The organism is Mesorhizobium sp. P2_E6 (genome assembly GCF_056403835.1).
The window spans coordinates 294,659-311,808 of sequence record NZ_JBFUEQ010000004.1; the positions used below are offsets into that span (position 1 = coordinate 294,659).

General features: G+C 65.7%; 21 protein-coding genes and 1 pseudogene. 14 read left to right on the forward strand and 8 right to left on the reverse strand.

The window, feature by feature from the left end:
- Window positions 1-346: 346 nt before the first annotated feature.
- Window positions 347-1,051, forward strand: coding sequence for an XRE family transcriptional regulator (locus tag AC1D08_RS12135; protein WP_095091188.1), 705 nt, complete (start codon window positions 347-349; stop codon window positions 1,049-1,051).
- 28 nt (window positions 1,052-1,079) lie between these two features.
- On the opposite strand, the gene AC1D08_RS12140 is transcribed toward AC1D08_RS12135, so the two are convergent.
- The gene (locus AC1D08_RS12140) at window positions 1,080-1,382 is read right to left on the reverse strand and encodes a hypothetical protein (RefSeq protein ID WP_457150561.1); all 303 of its coding nucleotides are present in this window, start codon (window positions 1,380-1,382) and stop codon (window positions 1,080-1,082) included.
- A gap of 185 nt (window positions 1,383-1,567) precedes the next feature.
- On the opposite strand from AC1D08_RS12140, the gene AC1D08_RS12145 reads away from it, so the two are divergent.
- Entirely contained in the window at window positions 1,568-1,936 is a 369-nt protein-coding gene (locus AC1D08_RS12145) for a hypothetical protein (RefSeq protein WP_477423188.1), read from the forward strand.
- A 101-nt stretch (window positions 1,937-2,037) separates the two neighbouring features.
- On the opposite strand, the gene AC1D08_RS12150 is transcribed toward AC1D08_RS12145, so the two are convergent.
- The 4 genes and pseudogenes from AC1D08_RS12150 to AC1D08_RS12165 form a co-directional block, all read right to left on the reverse strand.
- Window positions 2,038-3,054: an ABC transporter permease gene (locus tag AC1D08_RS12150; protein WP_457150563.1), complete on the reverse strand. Its 1,017-nt coding sequence runs from the start codon at window positions 3,052-3,054 to the stop codon at window positions 2,038-2,040.
- Window positions 3,051-4,124, reverse strand: a complete 1,074-nt coding sequence (locus tag AC1D08_RS12155) for a sugar ABC transporter ATP-binding protein (protein ID WP_457150587.1) — start codon at window positions 4,122-4,124, stop codon at window positions 3,051-3,053. Before AC1D08_RS12155 ends, AC1D08_RS12150 begins: the two co-directional genes overlap by 4 nt.
- Window positions 4,119-4,547, reverse strand: a pseudogene (locus AC1D08_RS12160) (ATP-binding cassette domain-containing protein); the annotation flags it as partial. The gene AC1D08_RS12155 and the pseudogene AC1D08_RS12160, both read right to left, overlap by 6 nt.
- A 285-nt stretch (window positions 4,548-4,832) precedes the next feature.
- Window positions 4,833-5,780: a substrate-binding domain-containing protein gene (locus AC1D08_RS12165; protein WP_457150564.1), complete on the reverse strand. Its 948-nt coding sequence runs from the start codon at window positions 5,778-5,780 to the stop codon at window positions 4,833-4,835.
- A 377-nt stretch (window positions 5,781-6,157) separates the two neighbouring features.
- Here AC1D08_RS12165 and AC1D08_RS12170 point away from each other — a divergent pair, with 377 nt between their 5' ends.
- The 7 genes from AC1D08_RS12170 to AC1D08_RS12200 all read left to right on the forward strand — a co-directional run bounded on the left by AC1D08_RS12170 (window position 6,158) and on the right by AC1D08_RS12200 (window position 11,182).
- Window positions 6,158-6,493: an ArsR/SmtB family transcription factor gene (locus AC1D08_RS12170; RefSeq protein ID WP_457150565.1), complete on the forward strand. Its 336-nt coding sequence runs from the start codon at window positions 6,158-6,160 to the stop codon at window positions 6,491-6,493.
- Window positions 6,490-6,984, forward strand: a complete 495-nt coding sequence (locus AC1D08_RS12175) for an SRPBCC family protein (RefSeq protein WP_457150566.1) — start codon at window positions 6,490-6,492, stop codon at window positions 6,982-6,984. Before AC1D08_RS12170 ends, AC1D08_RS12175 begins: the two co-directional genes overlap by 4 nt.
- Complete coding sequence (locus tag AC1D08_RS12180) at window positions 6,974-7,798, forward strand: alpha/beta fold hydrolase (protein WP_457150567.1); 825 nt, start codon at window positions 6,974-6,976, stop codon at window positions 7,796-7,798. Before AC1D08_RS12175 ends, AC1D08_RS12180 begins: the two co-directional genes overlap by 11 nt.
- Before the next feature lie 136 nt (window positions 7,799-7,934).
- A complete protein-coding gene (locus AC1D08_RS12185; protein ID WP_457150568.1) occupies window positions 7,935-8,720 on the forward strand; it encodes a pseudouridine synthase in 786 nt (261 codons plus the stop codon).
- A 135-nt stretch (window positions 8,721-8,855) separates the two neighbouring features.
- Window positions 8,856-9,602, forward strand: coding sequence for an SDR family NAD(P)-dependent oxidoreductase (locus AC1D08_RS12190; protein WP_457150569.1), 747 nt, complete (start codon window positions 8,856-8,858; stop codon window positions 9,600-9,602).
- Window positions 9,603-9,644: 42 nt separating this feature from the next.
- Window positions 9,645-10,691 carry an RNA polymerase subunit sigma-70 gene (locus AC1D08_RS12195; protein WP_457150570.1) on the forward strand — a complete coding sequence of 349 codons (1,047 nt, stop codon included), beginning with the start codon at window positions 9,645-9,647 and terminating at the stop codon, window positions 10,689-10,691.
- Window positions 10,692-10,768: 77 nt separating this feature from the next.
- Window positions 10,769-11,182 carry a VOC family protein gene (locus AC1D08_RS12200; RefSeq protein ID WP_095091179.1) on the forward strand — a complete coding sequence of 138 codons (414 nt, stop codon included), beginning with the start codon at window positions 10,769-10,771 and terminating at the stop codon, window positions 11,180-11,182.
- Window position 11,183: 1 nt separating this feature from the next.
- Here AC1D08_RS12200 and AC1D08_RS12205 read toward each other — a convergent pair whose 3' ends face one another.
- On the reverse strand, window positions 11,184-11,765 hold the full coding sequence (locus AC1D08_RS12205; protein ID WP_457150571.1) for a histidine phosphatase family protein: 582 nt from the start codon (window positions 11,763-11,765) through the stop codon (window positions 11,184-11,186).
- 208 nt (window positions 11,766-11,973) lie between these two features.
- Between AC1D08_RS12205 and AC1D08_RS12210 the strand changes: the two genes are divergently transcribed.
- Window positions 11,974-12,423 (forward strand): universal stress protein, encoded by a 450-nt coding sequence (locus tag AC1D08_RS12210; protein WP_457150572.1) that lies wholly within the window; start codon window positions 11,974-11,976, stop codon window positions 12,421-12,423.
- 10 nt (window positions 12,424-12,433) lie between these two features.
- Here the strand turns inward: AC1D08_RS12210 and AC1D08_RS12215 are convergent, their stop codons facing one another.
- Both AC1D08_RS12215 and AC1D08_RS12220 read right to left on the reverse strand, forming a co-directional pair.
- On the reverse strand, window positions 12,434-13,177 hold the full coding sequence (locus tag AC1D08_RS12215; RefSeq protein ID WP_457150573.1) for a sulfite exporter TauE/SafE family protein: 744 nt from the start codon (window positions 13,175-13,177) through the stop codon (window positions 12,434-12,436).
- Between the two features lie 21 nt (window positions 13,178-13,198).
- Window positions 13,199-13,396 (reverse strand): hypothetical protein, encoded by a 198-nt coding sequence (locus AC1D08_RS12220; RefSeq protein WP_457150574.1) that lies wholly within the window; start codon window positions 13,394-13,396, stop codon window positions 13,199-13,201.
- A 150-nt stretch (window positions 13,397-13,546) separates the two neighbouring features.
- On the opposite strand from AC1D08_RS12220, the gene AC1D08_RS12225 reads away from it, so the two are divergent.
- The 4 genes from AC1D08_RS12225 (at window position 13,547) to AC1D08_RS12240 (ending at window position 17,131) form a co-directional block, all read left to right on the forward strand.
- Window positions 13,547-14,419 (forward strand): LysR substrate-binding domain-containing protein, encoded by an 873-nt coding sequence (locus tag AC1D08_RS12225; protein WP_457150575.1) that lies wholly within the window; start codon window positions 13,547-13,549, stop codon window positions 14,417-14,419.
- Window positions 14,420-14,579: 160 nt separating this feature from the next.
- Entirely contained in the window at window positions 14,580-15,080 is a 501-nt protein-coding gene (locus tag AC1D08_RS12230) for an Lrp/AsnC family transcriptional regulator (RefSeq protein WP_095091173.1), read from the forward strand.
- Window positions 15,077-16,237: a saccharopine dehydrogenase family protein gene (locus AC1D08_RS12235; protein WP_457150576.1), complete on the forward strand. Its 1,161-nt coding sequence runs from the start codon at window positions 15,077-15,079 to the stop codon at window positions 16,235-16,237. The genes AC1D08_RS12230 and AC1D08_RS12235 overlap by 4 nt, the downstream gene beginning before the upstream one ends.
- A gap of 105 nt (window positions 16,238-16,342) precedes the next feature.
- Window positions 16,343-17,131 carry an ABC transporter substrate-binding protein gene (locus AC1D08_RS12240; protein WP_457150577.1) on the forward strand — a complete coding sequence of 263 codons (789 nt, stop codon included), beginning with the start codon at window positions 16,343-16,345 and terminating at the stop codon, window positions 17,129-17,131.
- The last annotated feature ends 19 nt before the right edge of the window (window positions 17,132-17,150 follow it).

The following is a 17,150-nucleotide window of genomic DNA, read 5'->3' on the forward strand; positions in this document are numbered from 1 at the left end:
ATGACCGGTCAGCTGGACCGGCAGAATCCTGGCCAGCGCCGTCTCGATCGAATTGGGGGCCGGAGCCGCTGGGAGCGGCGGCTCCGGCCGTTCCGGTCGCCGGTGACGGGCGGATCCGAGGCCGATGCAATCAGGCAAGGCGCCTCGGGCTTCGCTCCGGCCGGGGAGGAGGACGGCCGGGGCGGAAGGGAATGGCTGGCGGTGGTGATCGCCGGGTGCGCCTCATGCGAGGCTGGCGCCACGGCGCCATCGAATCTGGACAGGTTTTGCATGTCCGTATATAAGCATAACTCAAAAATATATGCAAGCCATTCTTTCATAGACGAGAACCACTTTCATCGCTCACATGCGCGCCATGGCAAAAACGCAACTGTCAATCAAGGTCGGGGCGGCGATCCGCCAGGCGCGCAAGCAGCGCGGCCTGGTCATGCGCCACATTGCCGAGCACAACGACACCGATGTCGCCGCCGTCGGCAATTGGGAAACCGGCCGCAACCTGCCCAAGACCGAGAACCTGTTGAAGACCGCCGCCTTCCTGCGCGTCGACCCGGTGGCGTTGGGCAAGGGCGAGGTCGTCTTCCTCGACGATGCCGGCCCGGTCGCCGACGTGGAGATCGTCACCGATGCTGGCGCACCGCCCGCCGGACCGATGGATATCCCGGTGTTGGGCGCCGCCGTCGGCGGCGATGACGGCGACTTCACCTTGAACGGCGAGCCGGCCGGCTATGTCCAGCGTCCGCCCGGCATCCGCAACCTCCCCAAGGTGTTCGCGCTGCACGTGCTGTCCGACTCGATGGTGCCGCGCTACGAACCGGGCGACATGATCTATTGCGGCGGCCGCGAGGCGGTGCCCGGCGACCATGTCGTGATCGAGACCTTTCCCGAAGAGAACGAGCGCAACGGCAAGGCCTTCATCAAGAAGCTGGTCAAGCGCACCACCGCCGAGCTGGTGGTCGAGCAGTACAATCCGCCGAAGACCCTGACCTTCAACCGCTACGCCATAAAACAGGTCTGGCGCGTCATCCCGCTCAAGGAACTGCTGGGGTATTAGGGTGGCGGCTCCCACAGCGCCCCTCTCCTCACGCCCGCCTCGCTCCCTCCAGCGGCGCCTCGCGGTCGTTCAGCATCCGGGCTTCGCTGCGCACGCGCTGACGCTCGTCGATGAACGCCGCCTGGATCGAAATGGCCACACCCGGCAGCCCGTCGGCGCGGCAGGCCGAGCAGACGATGCGGCCTGAAAGGGCGGCCAGCGGCGTATTCTCCGTCACCCCGAACCGCTTCAGCTGATCGGGCCGCCACCATCTGTTGCGGCCGCAATCGGCGCACTCGACTGATATCGAGGCGACATGCGCGATTACTGCTTCCTTGCCTGGCAATGCCATCGCCCCTGCCTCGTCTTTTGTTCCTGATTTGTTCGCATAATCCTGTGTTTTAGGCCGCGAGTCGAGTCGACCATCTCAAAGATTCCCAAAAGTTTTTCTTCTACATTTATTTGAGTTATGCTTATATCAACTCACAAATGTGAGTCGGGCGCGAACCGCCCGCCGCATCTTATCCGGGAGTGACGATGGAAGCCCTTGCCGCCGATTTCGCCCGCGCCTGCGGTTACACCGGCGACAGCCCTGCTCTGCTCGAAGCTTTCGACGCGATCCGCCGCAACGGCATCAAGCGCGCCCGCCAGGATCATGTCAGGCGCAAGGCCGTCATCGACGCGCTGAAACATTCGCAGGCGCTGTTCCTGGCGGCGATCGGTCCGGCGCTGTCGGCGCAAGAAGCCATCGAGGATGCCGCCCGCTTCATCGCCTTCTGGCGCAACATGCCGCGCTGGCGCCAGGAGCGGCGCCTGCCCGACCTCATCAGAGCCAGACAGCAGCGCCTGGTCGCACGCTACTTCCGCCGTTACGGTCACCGGCTCTGGGCGCTGGAGGCGGCCTGACGAGCAGGCATCCAATAGCTTGCTTCCCTATCCGTCCAGCACCCCTCATCCGTCTAGGCACTGTGCGTCGACCCAACCTTCTCCCCGAGAGGGACAAGCGACTATCTTCTCACCCGCGACTTCAGCCAGCGGTCGAACGCCACCGCCAGAATCAGGATCAGGCCGATGACGATGCTTTGCGTGTAGGACGAGACGTTGTTGAACTGCAGCCCGTTCTGCAGCACGCCGATCAGGGCGGCACCCACCACCGTGCCGCCGACCGAGCCGATGCCGCCGAACAGCGAGGTGCCGCCGATGACCACGGCCGAGATCACCGTCAGCTCGTAGCCGATGCCGGCCACCGCTTCCGAGGAGTTGAGCCGCGCCGACAGGACGAAGGCGGCCAGACCGGCGAAGAAGCCGACGATGACATAGACCGAGACCAGGATGCGGTCGACGCGCAGGCCCGACAGCCGTGCCGCCTCGGCATTGCCGCCGACGGCATAGACGGCGCGGCCGTAGCGCGTGTAGCGCAGCACGAGGTGGCACAGGATCGCGGCCGCCGCGAAGATCAGCGCCGGCACCGGCACCGGGCCGATCAGGCCGGTGCCGAACCAGCGCATCGAAGCGTCGAAGCCCGAGATCGGACCGCCATTGGAAATGGTCAGCGTCAGCCCGCGAAACACCGTCAGCCCGCCCAGCGTGACGACGAAGGGCGGCACTTTCAGCCTGGTGATGGCAAGGCCCTGCACGCCGCCTGCTGCAGCGCCAACCACGACGGCGGCCAGCAGGGCGGCGAACCAGCCATAGCCCTGCGTGCCTGAGGTCGACAGCGACAGCGTGTTGGCGGTGCCGCCCTTGGCGACCACGGCGGCGACCATGCCGCAGAACGCAAGCAGCGAGCCGACCGACAGGTCGATGCCGGCGGTGAGGATGACGAAGGTCATGCCGAGCGCGATCAGGCCGGTGATCGAGATCTGGCGCGTGATGTTGAACAGGTTGATCGGGTCGATGAAGCTCGGCTTCAGGACGGTGAAGACGACGACCAGCGCGGCCAGGAACAGCAGCGGCCCAAAGCTCATCAGCAGCCGCGCGATGTTGATGCCGCTACGCTGGTTCTGCTCTCCCGCCACGCTCATCGTGCCTGCCCCGTCGCATCCGGCCCCTTCGTGTCCCGCTTGTCGAGTGCCATCAGTTCCATCAGTTTTTCCTCGCTTGCCTCGATCCCCGGCATCTCGCCGGTGATGCGCCCCCGGCGCATGGTGACGATGCGGTCCGACACCGCCAGCACCTCCGGCAGTTCGGACGAGATCATCATCACCGCGATGCCGCGCGCCGCAAGCTGCACCAGGATTTGGTGCACCTCGGTCTTGGCGCCGACATCGACGCCGCGCGTCGGCTCGTCGACGATCAGCACTTTCGGATCGCGCGCCAGCCAGCGCGCCAGGATCACCTTTTGCTGGTTGCCGCCAGACAGGCCCTCGATCGCCTGTTCGACCGAGGCCATGCGGATCGACAGCATCTTGCGAAAACCGGCAAGCGCATCGCGTTCGCGCCGCTCGGCCATGAAGCCGAAGCCGTTGCTGAACGTGCCGAGCGAAGCGACGGAGAAATTCGGCAGGATGCCGAGTGCGGCAAAGATCGCCTGGTGCTTGCGGTCCTCCGGCACCAGGCCGATGCCGAGCGCGATGGCATCCGCCGGTGACGCGGGAGCGATTGGCTTGCCGTCGAGCGTGATGGTGCCCGTCGCGATGTGGTCGGCGCCGAAAATGGCGCGTGCCAGCTCCGTCCGGCCAGAGCCGACGAGGCCGGCAACGCCGAGGATCTCGCCAGCCTTGAGATCGATGTCGACGCCGTCGAGCACGATGGCATGCGGCGCCTCGGGGTCGCGCACCGTGCGCAACCCGCGCACCGACAGCACGACATCGCCGGCGACCGCGCGTTGCGCCGGCCGCGCATAGAGTTCGGATGCGGCGCGGCCGACCATCTTCTCGATGATCTTCGGCAGCGCGATCGGCCCGCCCTGGCGGTCGAGATGCCCGGCCAGCCTGCCGTCGCGCAGCACCGTCATGCGGTCGCAGATGGCGGAGGCCTCTTCCAGCCGGTGCGTGACGAACATGATGGCGACCTTGTCCCTGCGCAGCCGGTCCATGATCGCCAGCAGTCGCTGCACCTCGGTCTCGGTCAGCGCCGAGGTCGGTTCGTCCATGATAATCAGCCGACTTTCCAGCGACAGCGCACGGGCAATCTCGACCAGCTGCTGTTCGGCCACCGACAGCGCCGACACTGGCGTCATCGGATCGATGGAGAGACCGACGCGGGCGATGATCGCGCGGGAATCTTCCTCCATCTTGCGCCAGCTGACCAGCCCGAGCGGACCGATCGGTGCGCGGCCGATAAAGATGTTCTCCGCCACCGTCAGAGTCGGGATCAGGCTCAGCTCCTGGTAGATGGTGACGATGCCGAGCCGCTTGGCATCCTGCGGACTGGACGGATGATAGTCGGCGCCGTCGAAGGTGATGTGCCCGCTCGACGGCGGCATGACACCCGACAGGATCTTGAGCAGCGTCGACTTGCCGGCGCCGTTTTCGCCAAGCAGGCCGAGGATTTCGCCCGGCCGGATGTCGAGCGAGACGTCGCTCAGCGCGGTGACGCCGGAGAAATGCTTGGTGACGCCCTCGACGGCTAGCAGGACGGGCGGTGACGATACGGCTTCAGCTAACGGCAATGGTTGCTCCCTGAGTCATCGAACGTCAGCGCTGCCCCTCACCCTTACCCTCTCCCCGTATAGAGACGGGGAGAGGAGGTCGCCAGCGTCAGAGCGATTCCCTTCTCCCCGTCGCTACACGGGGAGAAGGTGCCGGCAGGCGGATGAGGGGCGGCGCCAGCTTCGGCGATCTGTGCGCAACCTGCCCAACTACTTCGTCTCGCCAATCCGCTCGGCCTTGTCGAGATTGTCCTTGCCGATAACGATCGGCGTCAACAGCACCAGCTTCTCCTTCGGCTCGGTCTTGTCCTTGGCGTAAGCCACCGCGATGCGTACCGCCGTGCGCGACTGTTCGCCGGGGAACTGCTCGACGGTACCGGCGAGCTTGCCGTCCCGTACAGCGACCAACGCTTCCGGCAGCGCGTCGAAGCCGTAGATTTTCACATCGGTGAAGTTGCGCGCCGCACACGCTTCCATGGCGCCGAGCGCCATGTCGTCATTGGCGCAGACGATGGCATCCGGCTTGCCGTTGGCGGCAAGGCCGGCCTCGGTCACCGACAGCGCCTCGGCGCGGGCGAAGTTGGCGGTCTGCTCGAATACGATCTGGTACTTGTCCTTCAACGGGTCGAGCACATTGTGGACACCCTTGTTGCGATCGATCGCCGGGCCGGCGCCGGGCTGACCCTGCAGATGGAAGATCTTGGCGCCATTGGGGAACGCCGCCACCATGGCGTTGGCCTCCGCCTCGCCGCCCTTGACGTTGTCGGCGCCGACATGGGCCAAAATACCTTCGACGCCGTCGACGCGGCGGTCGATCGTCACCACGGGAACACCGGCCTTGACCGCTTCCTCGATTGCCGGCGCCAGCGCGTTGACGTCGAGCGGCGAGATGACGATGGCGTTGACCTTCTGCACCAGCGCCGCCTCGATGTCGGCGGTCTGCTTGGTGGCCGAGTTCTGGCCGTCGCTCTCGGTCAGGTTGACGCCTTGCGCGGCGGCCTCGGCCTTGATCTCGTTCAGCATGTGCACGAAGAACGGAAAGCCGAGATTAGGCACCGAGCCGAGGATGGTGAGCTTGTCCTCGGCAAACACCGAGGGCGCGGCAAGCATCATGGCGCTAAAGGCCGTGGACGACAGCAGGAATTCACGTCTGTTCATAGGGTTTCTCCTCCACAGAGACGCATCATCCCCAAGGCCGTGATTGGTCTTGGGAAGGGATCATGCGCCGGTTCAAAGTGTTGGAGCATCCTCCGTGCGCCCGAAAACGCGTGCCGCTCCAGCTGGTCGCCGCTGTTGAAAAGTGCCTCCCATCGACGTCAGCGCGGGGATGCTAACCCAGGGTCATCCGTTTGCGCAATAATCGATAGAACGGAACTGTCGGGCAAATTATCGGAATTGTCGGATTTTTGGATTTTCCGGGGTCGGCAACCCCTTGCCCTTCACGACCAGCGTTCTGTTTGCGAGCGTTTTCCGATTGACGCGGCAAGCGGCGTCTTTTATAGAACCAATTAGTTCCAGAACTAAATGGTTCCATAATGGCAATTCAAATCTCCCTCGACGACACATTTGCCGCGCTGGCCGATCCGACGCGCCGCGCCATCCTTGCCCGGCTGCTCGACGGCGAAGCCTCGGTCGCCGAACTGGCGCAACCTTTTGCGCTGACCGTACGGGCGATCTCCAAGCATGTCGGCGTGCTGGAGCAGGCAGGCCTGGTCACCCGCAGCCGGTCGGCGCAGAAGCATCTGAGCCGCATCGAACTCAGGCCGCTGCGCGACATCGACCGCTGGCTCGACGGCTACCGCAAGCTTTGGGAAGGCCGCTTCGACCGCATGGAGGACTTGCTGCGGCGCGGCGCGGACAAACCGGAATGACCACGCCCATGGCTTCGACAGCCGACCGCAGCTTTGCCATCGAGCGGATTTTCGATGCCCCGGTCGAGCGTGTCTTCCGGCTGTGGACCGATCCTTTGCTGGTGGCGCAATGGTGGGGCATCAAGGACTGCACCATCCCGCATTGTGCGCTCGACCTACGCGTCGGCGGCCGCTGGCGCATCGACATGCGCACCTTGAGCGGGGCGCTCTACCGCAACCAGGGCAGCTATCTCGAAATCGTGGCGGATAGGCGACTGGTTTATTCCGACGAGCCGGATCCCGAATTGCGCGAATGGGCCGGCAAGCCGCCTGGGCAAAGCCGCCATACGGTGACCTTCACGCCGGATGCGCAGCGAACCCACGTCCATTTCGAGGTGACGCTGGCCAGCGCTGCCGACCGCGACCGCATGCTGGCACTCGGCATGCGCGGCGGCTGGACGCAGAGCTTCGACCGGCTCGAGCAGCTGATAGGAGGCAACCATGCTGGCTGAAAACGCCGAGCCGACCACGCAGGCCGTCCTGTCGCGGGATGGAACGCCTATCGCCTGCGAGCGCCGTGGCCAGGGCCATCCGCTCATCCTGGTCGACGGCGCGCTCTGTTCCCGCACCATGGGCCCGAGCCTTCAACTCGCCAGGGCGCTTGAAGGCAGCTTCACCGTGTTCCGCTACGACCGCCGTGGCCGTGGCGACAGCGGCGACACCACGCCCTACGCGGTCGAACGCGAGATCGACGACATCGAGGCCGTGCTCCAGGCAGCCGGCGGCGAGGCGTTCGTCTGGGGCATGTCGTCGGGCGCCATGCTGGCGCTGATGGCGGCAAGCCGCCTGCCCGGCATCGGCAAGCTGGCGCTCTACGAAGCGCCGCTGATCGTCGACGACAGCCGCGAGACCACGCAAGGCGACTGGGCAACGATCCGGGCCGCGATCGCTGAAGAACGGCGCGGCGACGCGGTGACTGCCTTCCTCAGATCGGTCGGCATGCCCAGCCTGCTGATTGTCTTCATGCGGCTGACGCCGATCTGGCGCAAACTCAAGGCGGTGGCGCATACATTGCCCTATGACGGCGCCATCGTCGCCGGCGATCAGCTCGGCAAGACGCTCGACCCTGCCCGCTGGGCCTCGGTGCGCGTGCCGACGCTGGTGACCGATGGCGGCAAGAGCCCGCTCTGGATGCAGCGTGGCAACAAGGCGCTGGCCGAGGCGCTGCCCAATGCCCGCTACCGGACGCTGGCCGGCCAGAACCACGTGCTGAAACCCGCCGCGCACGCACCCGTGCTGACGGCGTTCTTCAACGGGCGGGAATAGCCTGCCGGTAAGAACAGCTTCGTGGAAGGAGACAAGCCCGCCATCGCCGCATGTGAGCGAGCCTCGCCGCATCCGGCTTGCGAAACCGTCATGGCCCGTGGCATCTGTCTGACACAACGGACCGATCCGCAGCAGCATGGCAGCACGACCACCCAACAGCAGGCCACCTGCCCGCAACGCTAGCACTGGCAAGCCGCACACTGGCAAACCGCCTGGCGTCAGCCTCAACCGCGCTTTGTCGAAGCTCGGCCTGTGCTCGCGCACGCAGGCCGAGGTGCTGATCGCCGAGGGACGTGTGCGCGTCGGCGGCAAGGTGGTGCGCAATGCGGCCCTTCGTGTCGACCTCAACCGCGACCGCATCGTCGTCGATGACCGGTCGGTGGTTGCCGAGCGCAAGGTCTATCTCATCCTCAACAAGCCGCGCGGTATGGTTACCACCCGCGACGACCCGCAACAGCGCGACACCGTCTATGCCTGCCTCGACGGGCTCGACCTGCCCTTCGTCTCGCCGGTCGGCCGGCTCGACAAGGCGAGCGAAGGCTTGCTGTTGATGACCAACGACACCCAGTTTGCCAACAGGCTGATGGACCCGGCCTCGCATCTGCCCAAGACCTACCACGTGCAGATCGGCAAGGTGCCCGACGCCGCGATGCTGGAAGGATTGCGCGCCGGCGTGACCGTCGACGGCGAGACCCTGACCACGAACGCGATCGAGCTTCTGCGCAGCGGCGGCCGCACCGCGTGGCTGGAGATCGTGCTCGACGAGGGCCGTAACCGCCACATCCGCCGCTTGCTCGCCGCGCATGACATCGAAGTGCTGCGGCTGATCCGCATCGCCATCGGCCGCCTGCAGCTCGGCGACCTCGCCAAGGGCACGGCGCGGCACCTGACGCCGGAGGAATTGGCGCTGCTGGCGGGGTAAGTGGCGGGTGCAGGCCTCTTCAACCGCGACACCTCAAAAAAAATCTTGCCCCCCACCGATGATTTCCGCTCGCCCGCGCTGTCCTGATCTACAGGCGCTGGAATGGTCCGGCCGCCGGAAGAAACGAGGTGATCCATGGCATCGTTACAAGGTCAGAATGTCGTCGTCGTCGGAGGCAGCCGGGGTGTCGGCCGCGCGATCGTCGAAACCACACTCAGCGAGGGCGCGACGGTGCTCGCCGTAGCCCGGGGTGCAGCCGATCTGAAGCAGCTGTCCTGGGAGAAACCCAAAGTGAAGACGTTGGCGGTCGACGCCACGCAGGAGACCGCGCCCGATGTGGTGTTCGACGCGCTGGAGCCGGATGTTCTGGTGATCTGCGCCGGCGCCCTTGCCCCGTCAGCGCCGGTCCAGGACCAAAGTTGGGACGACTTCTCCGCGAACTGGGACATGGACGTCAAGGCATCGTTCCTGTTTTGTAAGGCCGCACTTCAGGGCCGGCTGAAGCCGGGTAGCCGGGTGGTGCTGATCTCCAGTGGCGCGGCGCTCAGCGGCGGCCCACCGAACTCCGGCGGTTATTCCGGCGCCAAGCGCATGCAGATGTTCCTTGCCGCCCATTGCCAGAAGGAAGCCGACCGGCTCGGCCTTGGCCTGCGCTTCATGGCGCTGGTGCCGATGCGGATCATGCCGGACACCGGCGTCGGCCAGCGCGGCATCGACGGCGTCTCGGCCTATCTCGGCATCAGCCCGGCGGATTTCCTCGCCAGCATGACCGACATGCAGACACCGGCCGATGTCGGGCACGCCGTGGTCACGCTCGCCGGTGGCAAGCTGCAAGGCGTCTCCTTCACCGTCAGCGGCAGCGGACTTGCGGCGGCGGCATGAGGCGCGCAGGATGCCAGTCGAATTCAACCCAATGGGCTCGACATGACAGACGCTCCTGGCCCGCTTGAGCCAATGGGCGAGCAAGGCCAGCCGATCCTCGACCGGCTGGCCTTCGAGCGCCTGACAATGGCCCATCGCCGCGCACTCAAGCTGCATTGCTACCGGATGATGGGCACGCTGCACGAGGCCGACGACCTCGTCCAGGACACGTTCCTGAAAGCCTGGCGCGGCCGGTCGCAATTCGATGGCCGCGGCTCGCTGCGCGGCTGGCTCTACACCATCGCCACCAACAGCTGCCTCAACGCCATCAAGGCGAGGTCATCAGCGCATCGCATTGTCGAGCAGCCCGGAAGGCCGCCGTCCGAGGGACGCGCCGCTGCCGGACCCGCCGCCGAACTCGCCTGGCTGGAGCCCTACCCGGACACTGAGCTGCCGGACCTTATCGACGGCGAGCCGGGCCCGGAAGCGCGCTACGAGACCCGCGAAGCGGTGCAACTCGCCTTCGTCGCCGCGATCCAGTCCTTGCCGCCCAGGCAGCGCGCCGCCCTTTTGCTGTGCGACGTGCTGGGCTGGTCGGCGCTCGAGAGCGCGCAATTGCTGGGCGGCTCCGCCGCTTCGATCAACAGCGCCCTGCAGCGGGCCCGCGCAACGCTTGGGGCACGCTATCCGCAGGGGCGTCCGCTGCAGCGATCGCGGCCCACCGGCGAAGAGGGCCTGCTGCTGGAGCGCTACATGCAGGCCTGGCAGTCCGCCAACCTCGACGGCTTCATCGAGCTGCTGCGCGAGGACGCCACCTATCACATGCCGCCATGGCTGGACTGGTATCAGGGCCGCCAGGCGATCCATGGTTTCTTCAAGACTGTCTGGGGCAATTTCGCCGGCTACCAGCCGGTCGCCACCCGCGCGAACGGCCAGCCCGCGGTCGCGATCTATGCGCGGCGCCATCAGGATTCGGAATGGCGCGCCCAGTCGCTGCATATCATCGAGCCGGCCGACGGCGGGATCGCCTCGCTGACGGTCTATGTCGGCCCGCTCGGCCCCGACCTTTTTGCTCCCTTCGGCCTGCCGCCTGTCTGGCCGGCCTCCTGACGGGAAGCTGTCAGGAGGGCTGGTCTATATCTGCGCACGAGCCCGACCGTGGCTCCAGCAAATCAGGGAGCAATGCAATGAATTTCGTCTCGGTCCGCATCATCACGTCGGATGTCCAGCGCCTCGTGCGGTTCTACGGCGAGATCACCGGCATGCCCGTGACGATCTACACCGAAGACTTCGCCGAACTGGCGACTCCGGCCTGCACGCTGGCGATCGGCAGCACGCGCACCTTGCAGCTGTTTGGCGGCGACGTCGCCCGCCCCGCCGACAACCACACCGCCATCATCGAATTCCGCGTCGGCGACGTCGATGCGGAATTCGCCAGGCTGTCCGACACCATCAAGGACGCAACCGTGCAGAAGCCGACCACCATGCCCTGGGGCAACCGCTCGCTGCTGTTCCGCGACCCGGACGGCAATCTGGTGAATTTCTTCACGCCCGTGACCGCCGAGGCGATCAAGAAGTTCGACAAGCAGGGCGTTGCCTGACCTATTTCTGGTTCCACTTGCGAATGACCGGCTCGGTCAGATCGTGCTCGTAGCCGAGCACGCTGATGCTTGCCGTGTCCAGCACGAACAGCGCGCCGCCTTCCGGCGGCAGGCCGATCCAGCGCGCCGCCAACACCCGCAGGAAATGCGCGCTGGAAAACACCAGAATGTCGGCATTGGCCTTGCGCAGTGCGGCGATGATCGTGTCGGCCCGGGCGCCGACATCGGCCGCCGTCTCGCCTTTCGGGCAGCCATCGCGAAACACGTTCCAGCCAGGCCGCTCGGCCAGGATCTGTTTTGTCGTCAGCCCTTCATAGGCGCCGTAGTCCCACTCCTGCAGATCGTCGTTCTTGACGCTCTCGGCGCCGAAGCCTGCCAGCACGCTGGTGTTGTAGGCGCGCTGCGACGGGCTCGACCATACGGCCGAAAACGACAGGCCTTTCAACCGCTCGGCGACGCCGCGCGCGGCAGCCTCGCCGGCCGGCGTCAGCGGCATGTCGGTGCGGCCGGTGTGCTGCCCCGAAAGGCTCCACGCCGTCTCGCCATGGCGGACCAGATGGATCTGCGGATATGCGCTGCTCATATGGGTGTCCCTCAAATCGCCGGCACCTTAGAGGAGGACGCGGCAAAGGGGAATCCGGCCAACGCGAAAGTGTGCAATCGCCTGGCCTTGATCCGCATCGAGCTGGCCACTGTGATGAGCCCGGTGGCGCAACTATATCAAGGTCAGCCTCTACAGGCTCTCACCACCACAAGGGCGTGTCGGCCCTGGCACAACAGGTCACATCATCATGTACACACATTTGCTGATCGCCACGGACGGATCGGAACTGGCCGACAAGGGCGTTGCCCACGGCCTGGCGCTGGCCAGCCGCCTCGGCGCCACCGTTACCTTTGTCCACGTCACCGAGCCATTCCCGATCTTCGCCTGGGGCGGCACCATGGCCGGCTATGCCGCCGGCGATGAATTCGTCGCCTATCAGGAAGGCGGTCGCAGATACGCCAAGGACGTGCTCGACAAATGCAAGGCGTCGGCGGAGCTGGCGAATGTGCGCGCTGAGGTGGTGCATATCGAGGACAAGAAGCCCGCCGAGGCGATCCTGGAATTGTCGAAGGCTGAGGGCTGCGACCTGATCGTGATGGCCTCGCACGGCCGCCGGGGACTGGGCAGGCTGCTGTTGGGAAGCCAGACCGCGGAGGTGCTGTCCTTAACCGAAATCCCGGTCCTGGTGGTTCGGTAGGCCTGCGCGGCTAAAACACCACCTCCCCCGCGAGATAGACCCCCAGCGCCAGCAGCCCGACGAAGAACACCGTGCGGAAGGTCTCGACGCTCATCCGCTGGCGCAGCGCCTGGCCGACGACCATGCCGGCCAGCGCCGGCGCCAGGGCTGCGGCCGATCCCGCCAGTTGCATCGTCGGCGATGCGAAAGCTCCCGTTCTGAACAGTCCGATGGCCAGCGCTGCCGTCGAGACAGTGAAGGACAGGCCGAGCGCCTGGATCAGGTCTTCCCTGTCCAGCCGCAGCGATTGCAGATAGGGCACGGCCGGGATGACGAAGACGCCGGTGCAGCCGGTGACCAGCCCGGTCGCGACGCCGACCAGTGGCGACGCCCACGCCTCATGGCGCGCCGGCGTGGTGAAGCTGGCCCTGGCGAGGCCGACAAGCGCATAAAGCACCAGCGCCGCGCCCAACCCCGCCGACGCAATGTGCGAGCCGGTCAAAAGGCCAGCGCCTCCGACGGTGCCGAGCACGACACCGGCCATCATCGTCCACAGCCGCTTGCACAGGCCGCCGAACGACGGGCCGGTCAACAATTGCCAGAGGTTGGTGACCAGTGACGGGATCAGCAGCAAGGCGGCGGCTTGCGCCGGCGGCATCGTCACCGCCAGCAGCCCCATCGCCACCGTCGGCAAGCCCATGCCGACGACGCCCTTGACCACGCCGGCGGCGAGAAAGACCGCACCGATCCAGGCGAAGACACCGGCGCTCAGCACGAGCGCACCTTCAGGGCAGGATCAGTCATGCAGCAGCATGTCCGTTACATCGGCCTCAGGGCTGGACTTTGCCGGCGCGGCATTGCGGCTGACGGAGGTCGTCGCGCATCCTCGCAGGCCGGGCTCCACCCGCACCATCGCAAGGCAGGCCACGGCGACGGCCAGCACAATCGCCGTGCTTTCAAGAATGCCGGGACGGCCAGATGTTCGTTCGCTCATCACACATCTCCACCTGAAACTGTTTGACGCAGATGCGGGCCGGTCACAATGTGGAAGTTGCGCTGTCAGCCTTCGGCCAGAACGAAGGCTGATCCATCGAAGAATTCACTGGCTTTGTCTGCCGGCCGAACCGTTTGCAGGAGCAAAAGAATGCGCTTCGATCTGGTCGATCTCCGGCTGTTCCTGCTGGTGACCGAGCGCGGCAGCATCACCCATGGCGCCGAACTCGCCGGCCTTGCCCTGGCCTCGGCCAGCGCCCGCATCAAGGGCATGGAGGACCGCCTCGGCGCGCCACTGCTGGAACGACGCCGCCGTGGCGTGGTGCCGACGGCGGCCGGACAGGCGCTGCTGCATCACGCGCGCGCCGTGCAAAACCAGATCGAGGCGATGGCCGGCGACCTCGGCGCCTACGCCACCGGTCTTCGCGCCCGCGTCCGGCTGCTCGCCAACACCGCCGCCACCGGCGAGCTGCTGCGCGATATCCTGCCGGCTTTCCTTGTCACGCATCCCCAGATCGACATCGATCTCGACGAGCGCCCCAGCCATGAGATCGCCGAGGCGGTGGCCAGCGGTGCGGCCGATCTCGGCATCGCCGCGACCTGGGCTGGCCTATCGCATCTCGAACAGAAACCGTTCTTCATTGACCGGCTGGTGGTGATCGCCGCGCGGAACTGGCCCGGCATCGAAGGCCGCACTACCAGCCTCGCCGACATTCTCGGCGAACCCTTCGTCGGGCTCGGCACGGGCCATGCGCTGCAGGAGCACGTCACGCGCCAGGCCGCCCGCCTTGGCGGTCATCTGCATATCCGCATCCGAGTGCCCGGCCTCGACAATGTCTGCCGCCTCGTCACGCAAGGCGCCGGGATCGCCATCGTCCCGGAAAGTGCGGCGCGCCACTCGGCACGCTCGCTGCGCAGCCTGCGGCTCACCGACGACTGGGCAACACGCCAGCTCAATCTGTGCGCCCGCCGCTTCGACGAATTGACGCCGCAAGCGAAATTGCTGGCTGCCGCGCTGGTCTGAACCCGGCAACGCAATAGCGCAACCGCAACCGCGCCAGACGACGCACCATGCCACTTGGTGCGAAAACAACACCTTGCTTTTCAAAAATTCGTGACATAGCTTGTTTTCATATAGGCAAATAATTTGCCGACCTTTTTTCTTTTTATGAAAGACAGAGCCTTTGCGGGAACATCTCGATCTGACCGATCGGCGGCTGGTCAAACAGCTGTCGCAGGACGCGCAGCCGGGCATCAACCGCCTCGCCGAGATGTTGGCGATTTCGGTGCCGACGGTGCGCACGCGGCTGCGCAACCTGCTCGACCGCAATCTGCTGAAGATCGTCGGGCTCTTGAACCTGACCGAGCGTCCCGAGCTGATTTCGGCCATTGTCGGTATCAATGCGCAAGGACGCGGCCGGGCCCGCGAGCTGGCGCAGCGCATTTCCGAACTGCCCTTCGTCAACTCGGCTTCGGTGGTCACCGGGCGCTTCGACATCATCGTCGACGTGACCGTGGCCGGTGACGTCGCCGATCTCTACCGCGTCACCAGCGAGCTGATCCCGGGGGCCGGCGAGCCGGGCGAAGTCGTTCGCAGCGAGACCTTCGTCGTCATGGCGTCCTGCAACAAATGGGTCAGCCTGCCGGAAGGCTGCTGGTCGGACGATCGCAAGGAGCCGGCATGAGAATAGCGGTTCTCGGCGGCCTCGGCCTGCAAGGCCGGGCGGCCATCGCCGATCTCGTCGCCAGCGGTGCCGAGGAGGTGATTTGCGTCGACACGGCGCCGGACGGCGCGGCTCGCCTTGACGGCCTGACCGACCTTGCCCGCGTGCGCTTCGTGGTACCGCAGGGAGCGATCGGCCCTGCCTTGGCCGGCGTGCTGGCGGATGCCGACGCCGTCATCGACCTGTTGCCGCAGCCACTGATGCGTGAGGCGGTCCAGGCCGCGATCGCAACGCGCACGCCGCTGGTCACCACCAACTACGGCAAGGCCATCGCCGACCTGGCACCGGCCGCCGAACAGGCTGGTGTGCCGATCATGGCCGAATGCGGGCTCGATCCCGGCATCGACCTGGTTCTCTACGCGCGCGCCGCAAGGCAGTTCGATACCATCGCCGCGATCGATTCCTATTGCGGCGGCATCCCCGAGCCGAAGGCGATGACTAAGCCCCTTTGCTACAAGGTGAGCTGGAACTTCGACATGGTTCTGGTCAGCCAGAACCGCGACAGCGTGATGATCGAGGACGGCGAACGCGTCGCGGTGCCGGCCGGCCGGCAGCACGACAACCCCTTCATCCACGAGATCGAGGTGGCGGGCCTGGGCGCGTTGGAGGCCTTCCCCAATGGCGATGCGCTGCATTATGTCGAGATGCTGGACGCGGCAAAAGGGCTGCGCCGCTCGGGCCGCTATACGCTGCGCTGGCCGGGATGGTCGGCCTTCTGGGCGCCGCTGAAGGAACTCGGCTTCCTTTCCGAAGACAAGGTGCCCGGCACCGGCTCCAGCCCGCGCGAATTCCTCGGCCGGCTGCTCGGGCCGCAACTGCAGTACGGCCCCGGCGAAAAGGACCTTTGCGTGATGCGCAATGTCTTTTCCGGCCTCGAAGGCGGCCGCCGCAAGACGGTGACCTCGGACCTGATCATCGAGCGCGACCTGGCCTCCGGCCTGTTCGGCATGAGCCTCGGCGTCGGCTATCCCGCCAGCATCGTGGCGCAGATGCTGGCGCGGCGCGAGATCACCAAACCAGGCCTGCTCAACCCGTTGCTCGATGTGCCCGATGACCGCTTCTTCGACGAGTTGGCCAGGCGCGGCATCACTGTGACCGAGACGGTGGCCTGGGACTGAAGGTTTTCGAACGGTGGCTGCCGCCGGCAACGGCGCTGCCGCTCAAAAAAGCACCCCGAAGGGTGAAACAACAACGTGGAACAATAAAACAAGGAGGAATGCCAAATGAAGATTGCCAGACTTTTCATCGCTGGACTTGCGCTCGCCGGGCTCGCCACCGCGGCCAGCGCCGGAACGCTCGACGACATCACCAAGCGCGGCGAGTTGCGCGTCGCCGTGCAGACACAAGGACCGCCCTTCTCGCTGGTCGGCGCCAATGGCGAACGCACTGGCAGTTCGGTTGAACTGGCCGAGCTGATGGCCAAGGAAATGGGCGTCAAGATCACCTTCCTCGACTTCGACTGGGACGGCCTGATCCCCGCGCTGCTGTCGGGCAAGGCCGACCTTCTGGTCGCCGACATGACGCCGACGCTGGCGCGTGGCATGAAGGTCGCCTTCACCAAACCTTACATGTATACGGGCAGCACCGTGTTCACCAAGGCCGACAGCAAGTTCAAGACCACCGAGGACTGCAAGGCCAAGGGCACCAAGATCGCCGTGCTGCTCGGCGCCACCGGCGAGAAGGAGGCCAAGGCCGTCTTCACCGATGCCGACATCAAGAGCTACAAGGGCGGCGGTCCGCTGCTGCTCGACGCCGTCAACAACGGCCAGGCCGATTGCGGCGTCAACGACGTCTCGGCGGTGAAGGGCCAGTCGACCGCCTATCCGGCCGGCACCTTCACCATCATGCCGGAGCTTTTGTCGAAGGAACCGCTTGCCTTCGCCACCCGCTATGACGAGCCGGACCTGCTGGTCTGGATGAACCTGTTCCTCGACCAGGTCAGCATCGATGGGCGCCTGCAGAAGAACCTGGACTACTGGGTCAATTCCGACGCCTGGAAGAAGGACCACTAACCGCCCTTGGGATCCAGGC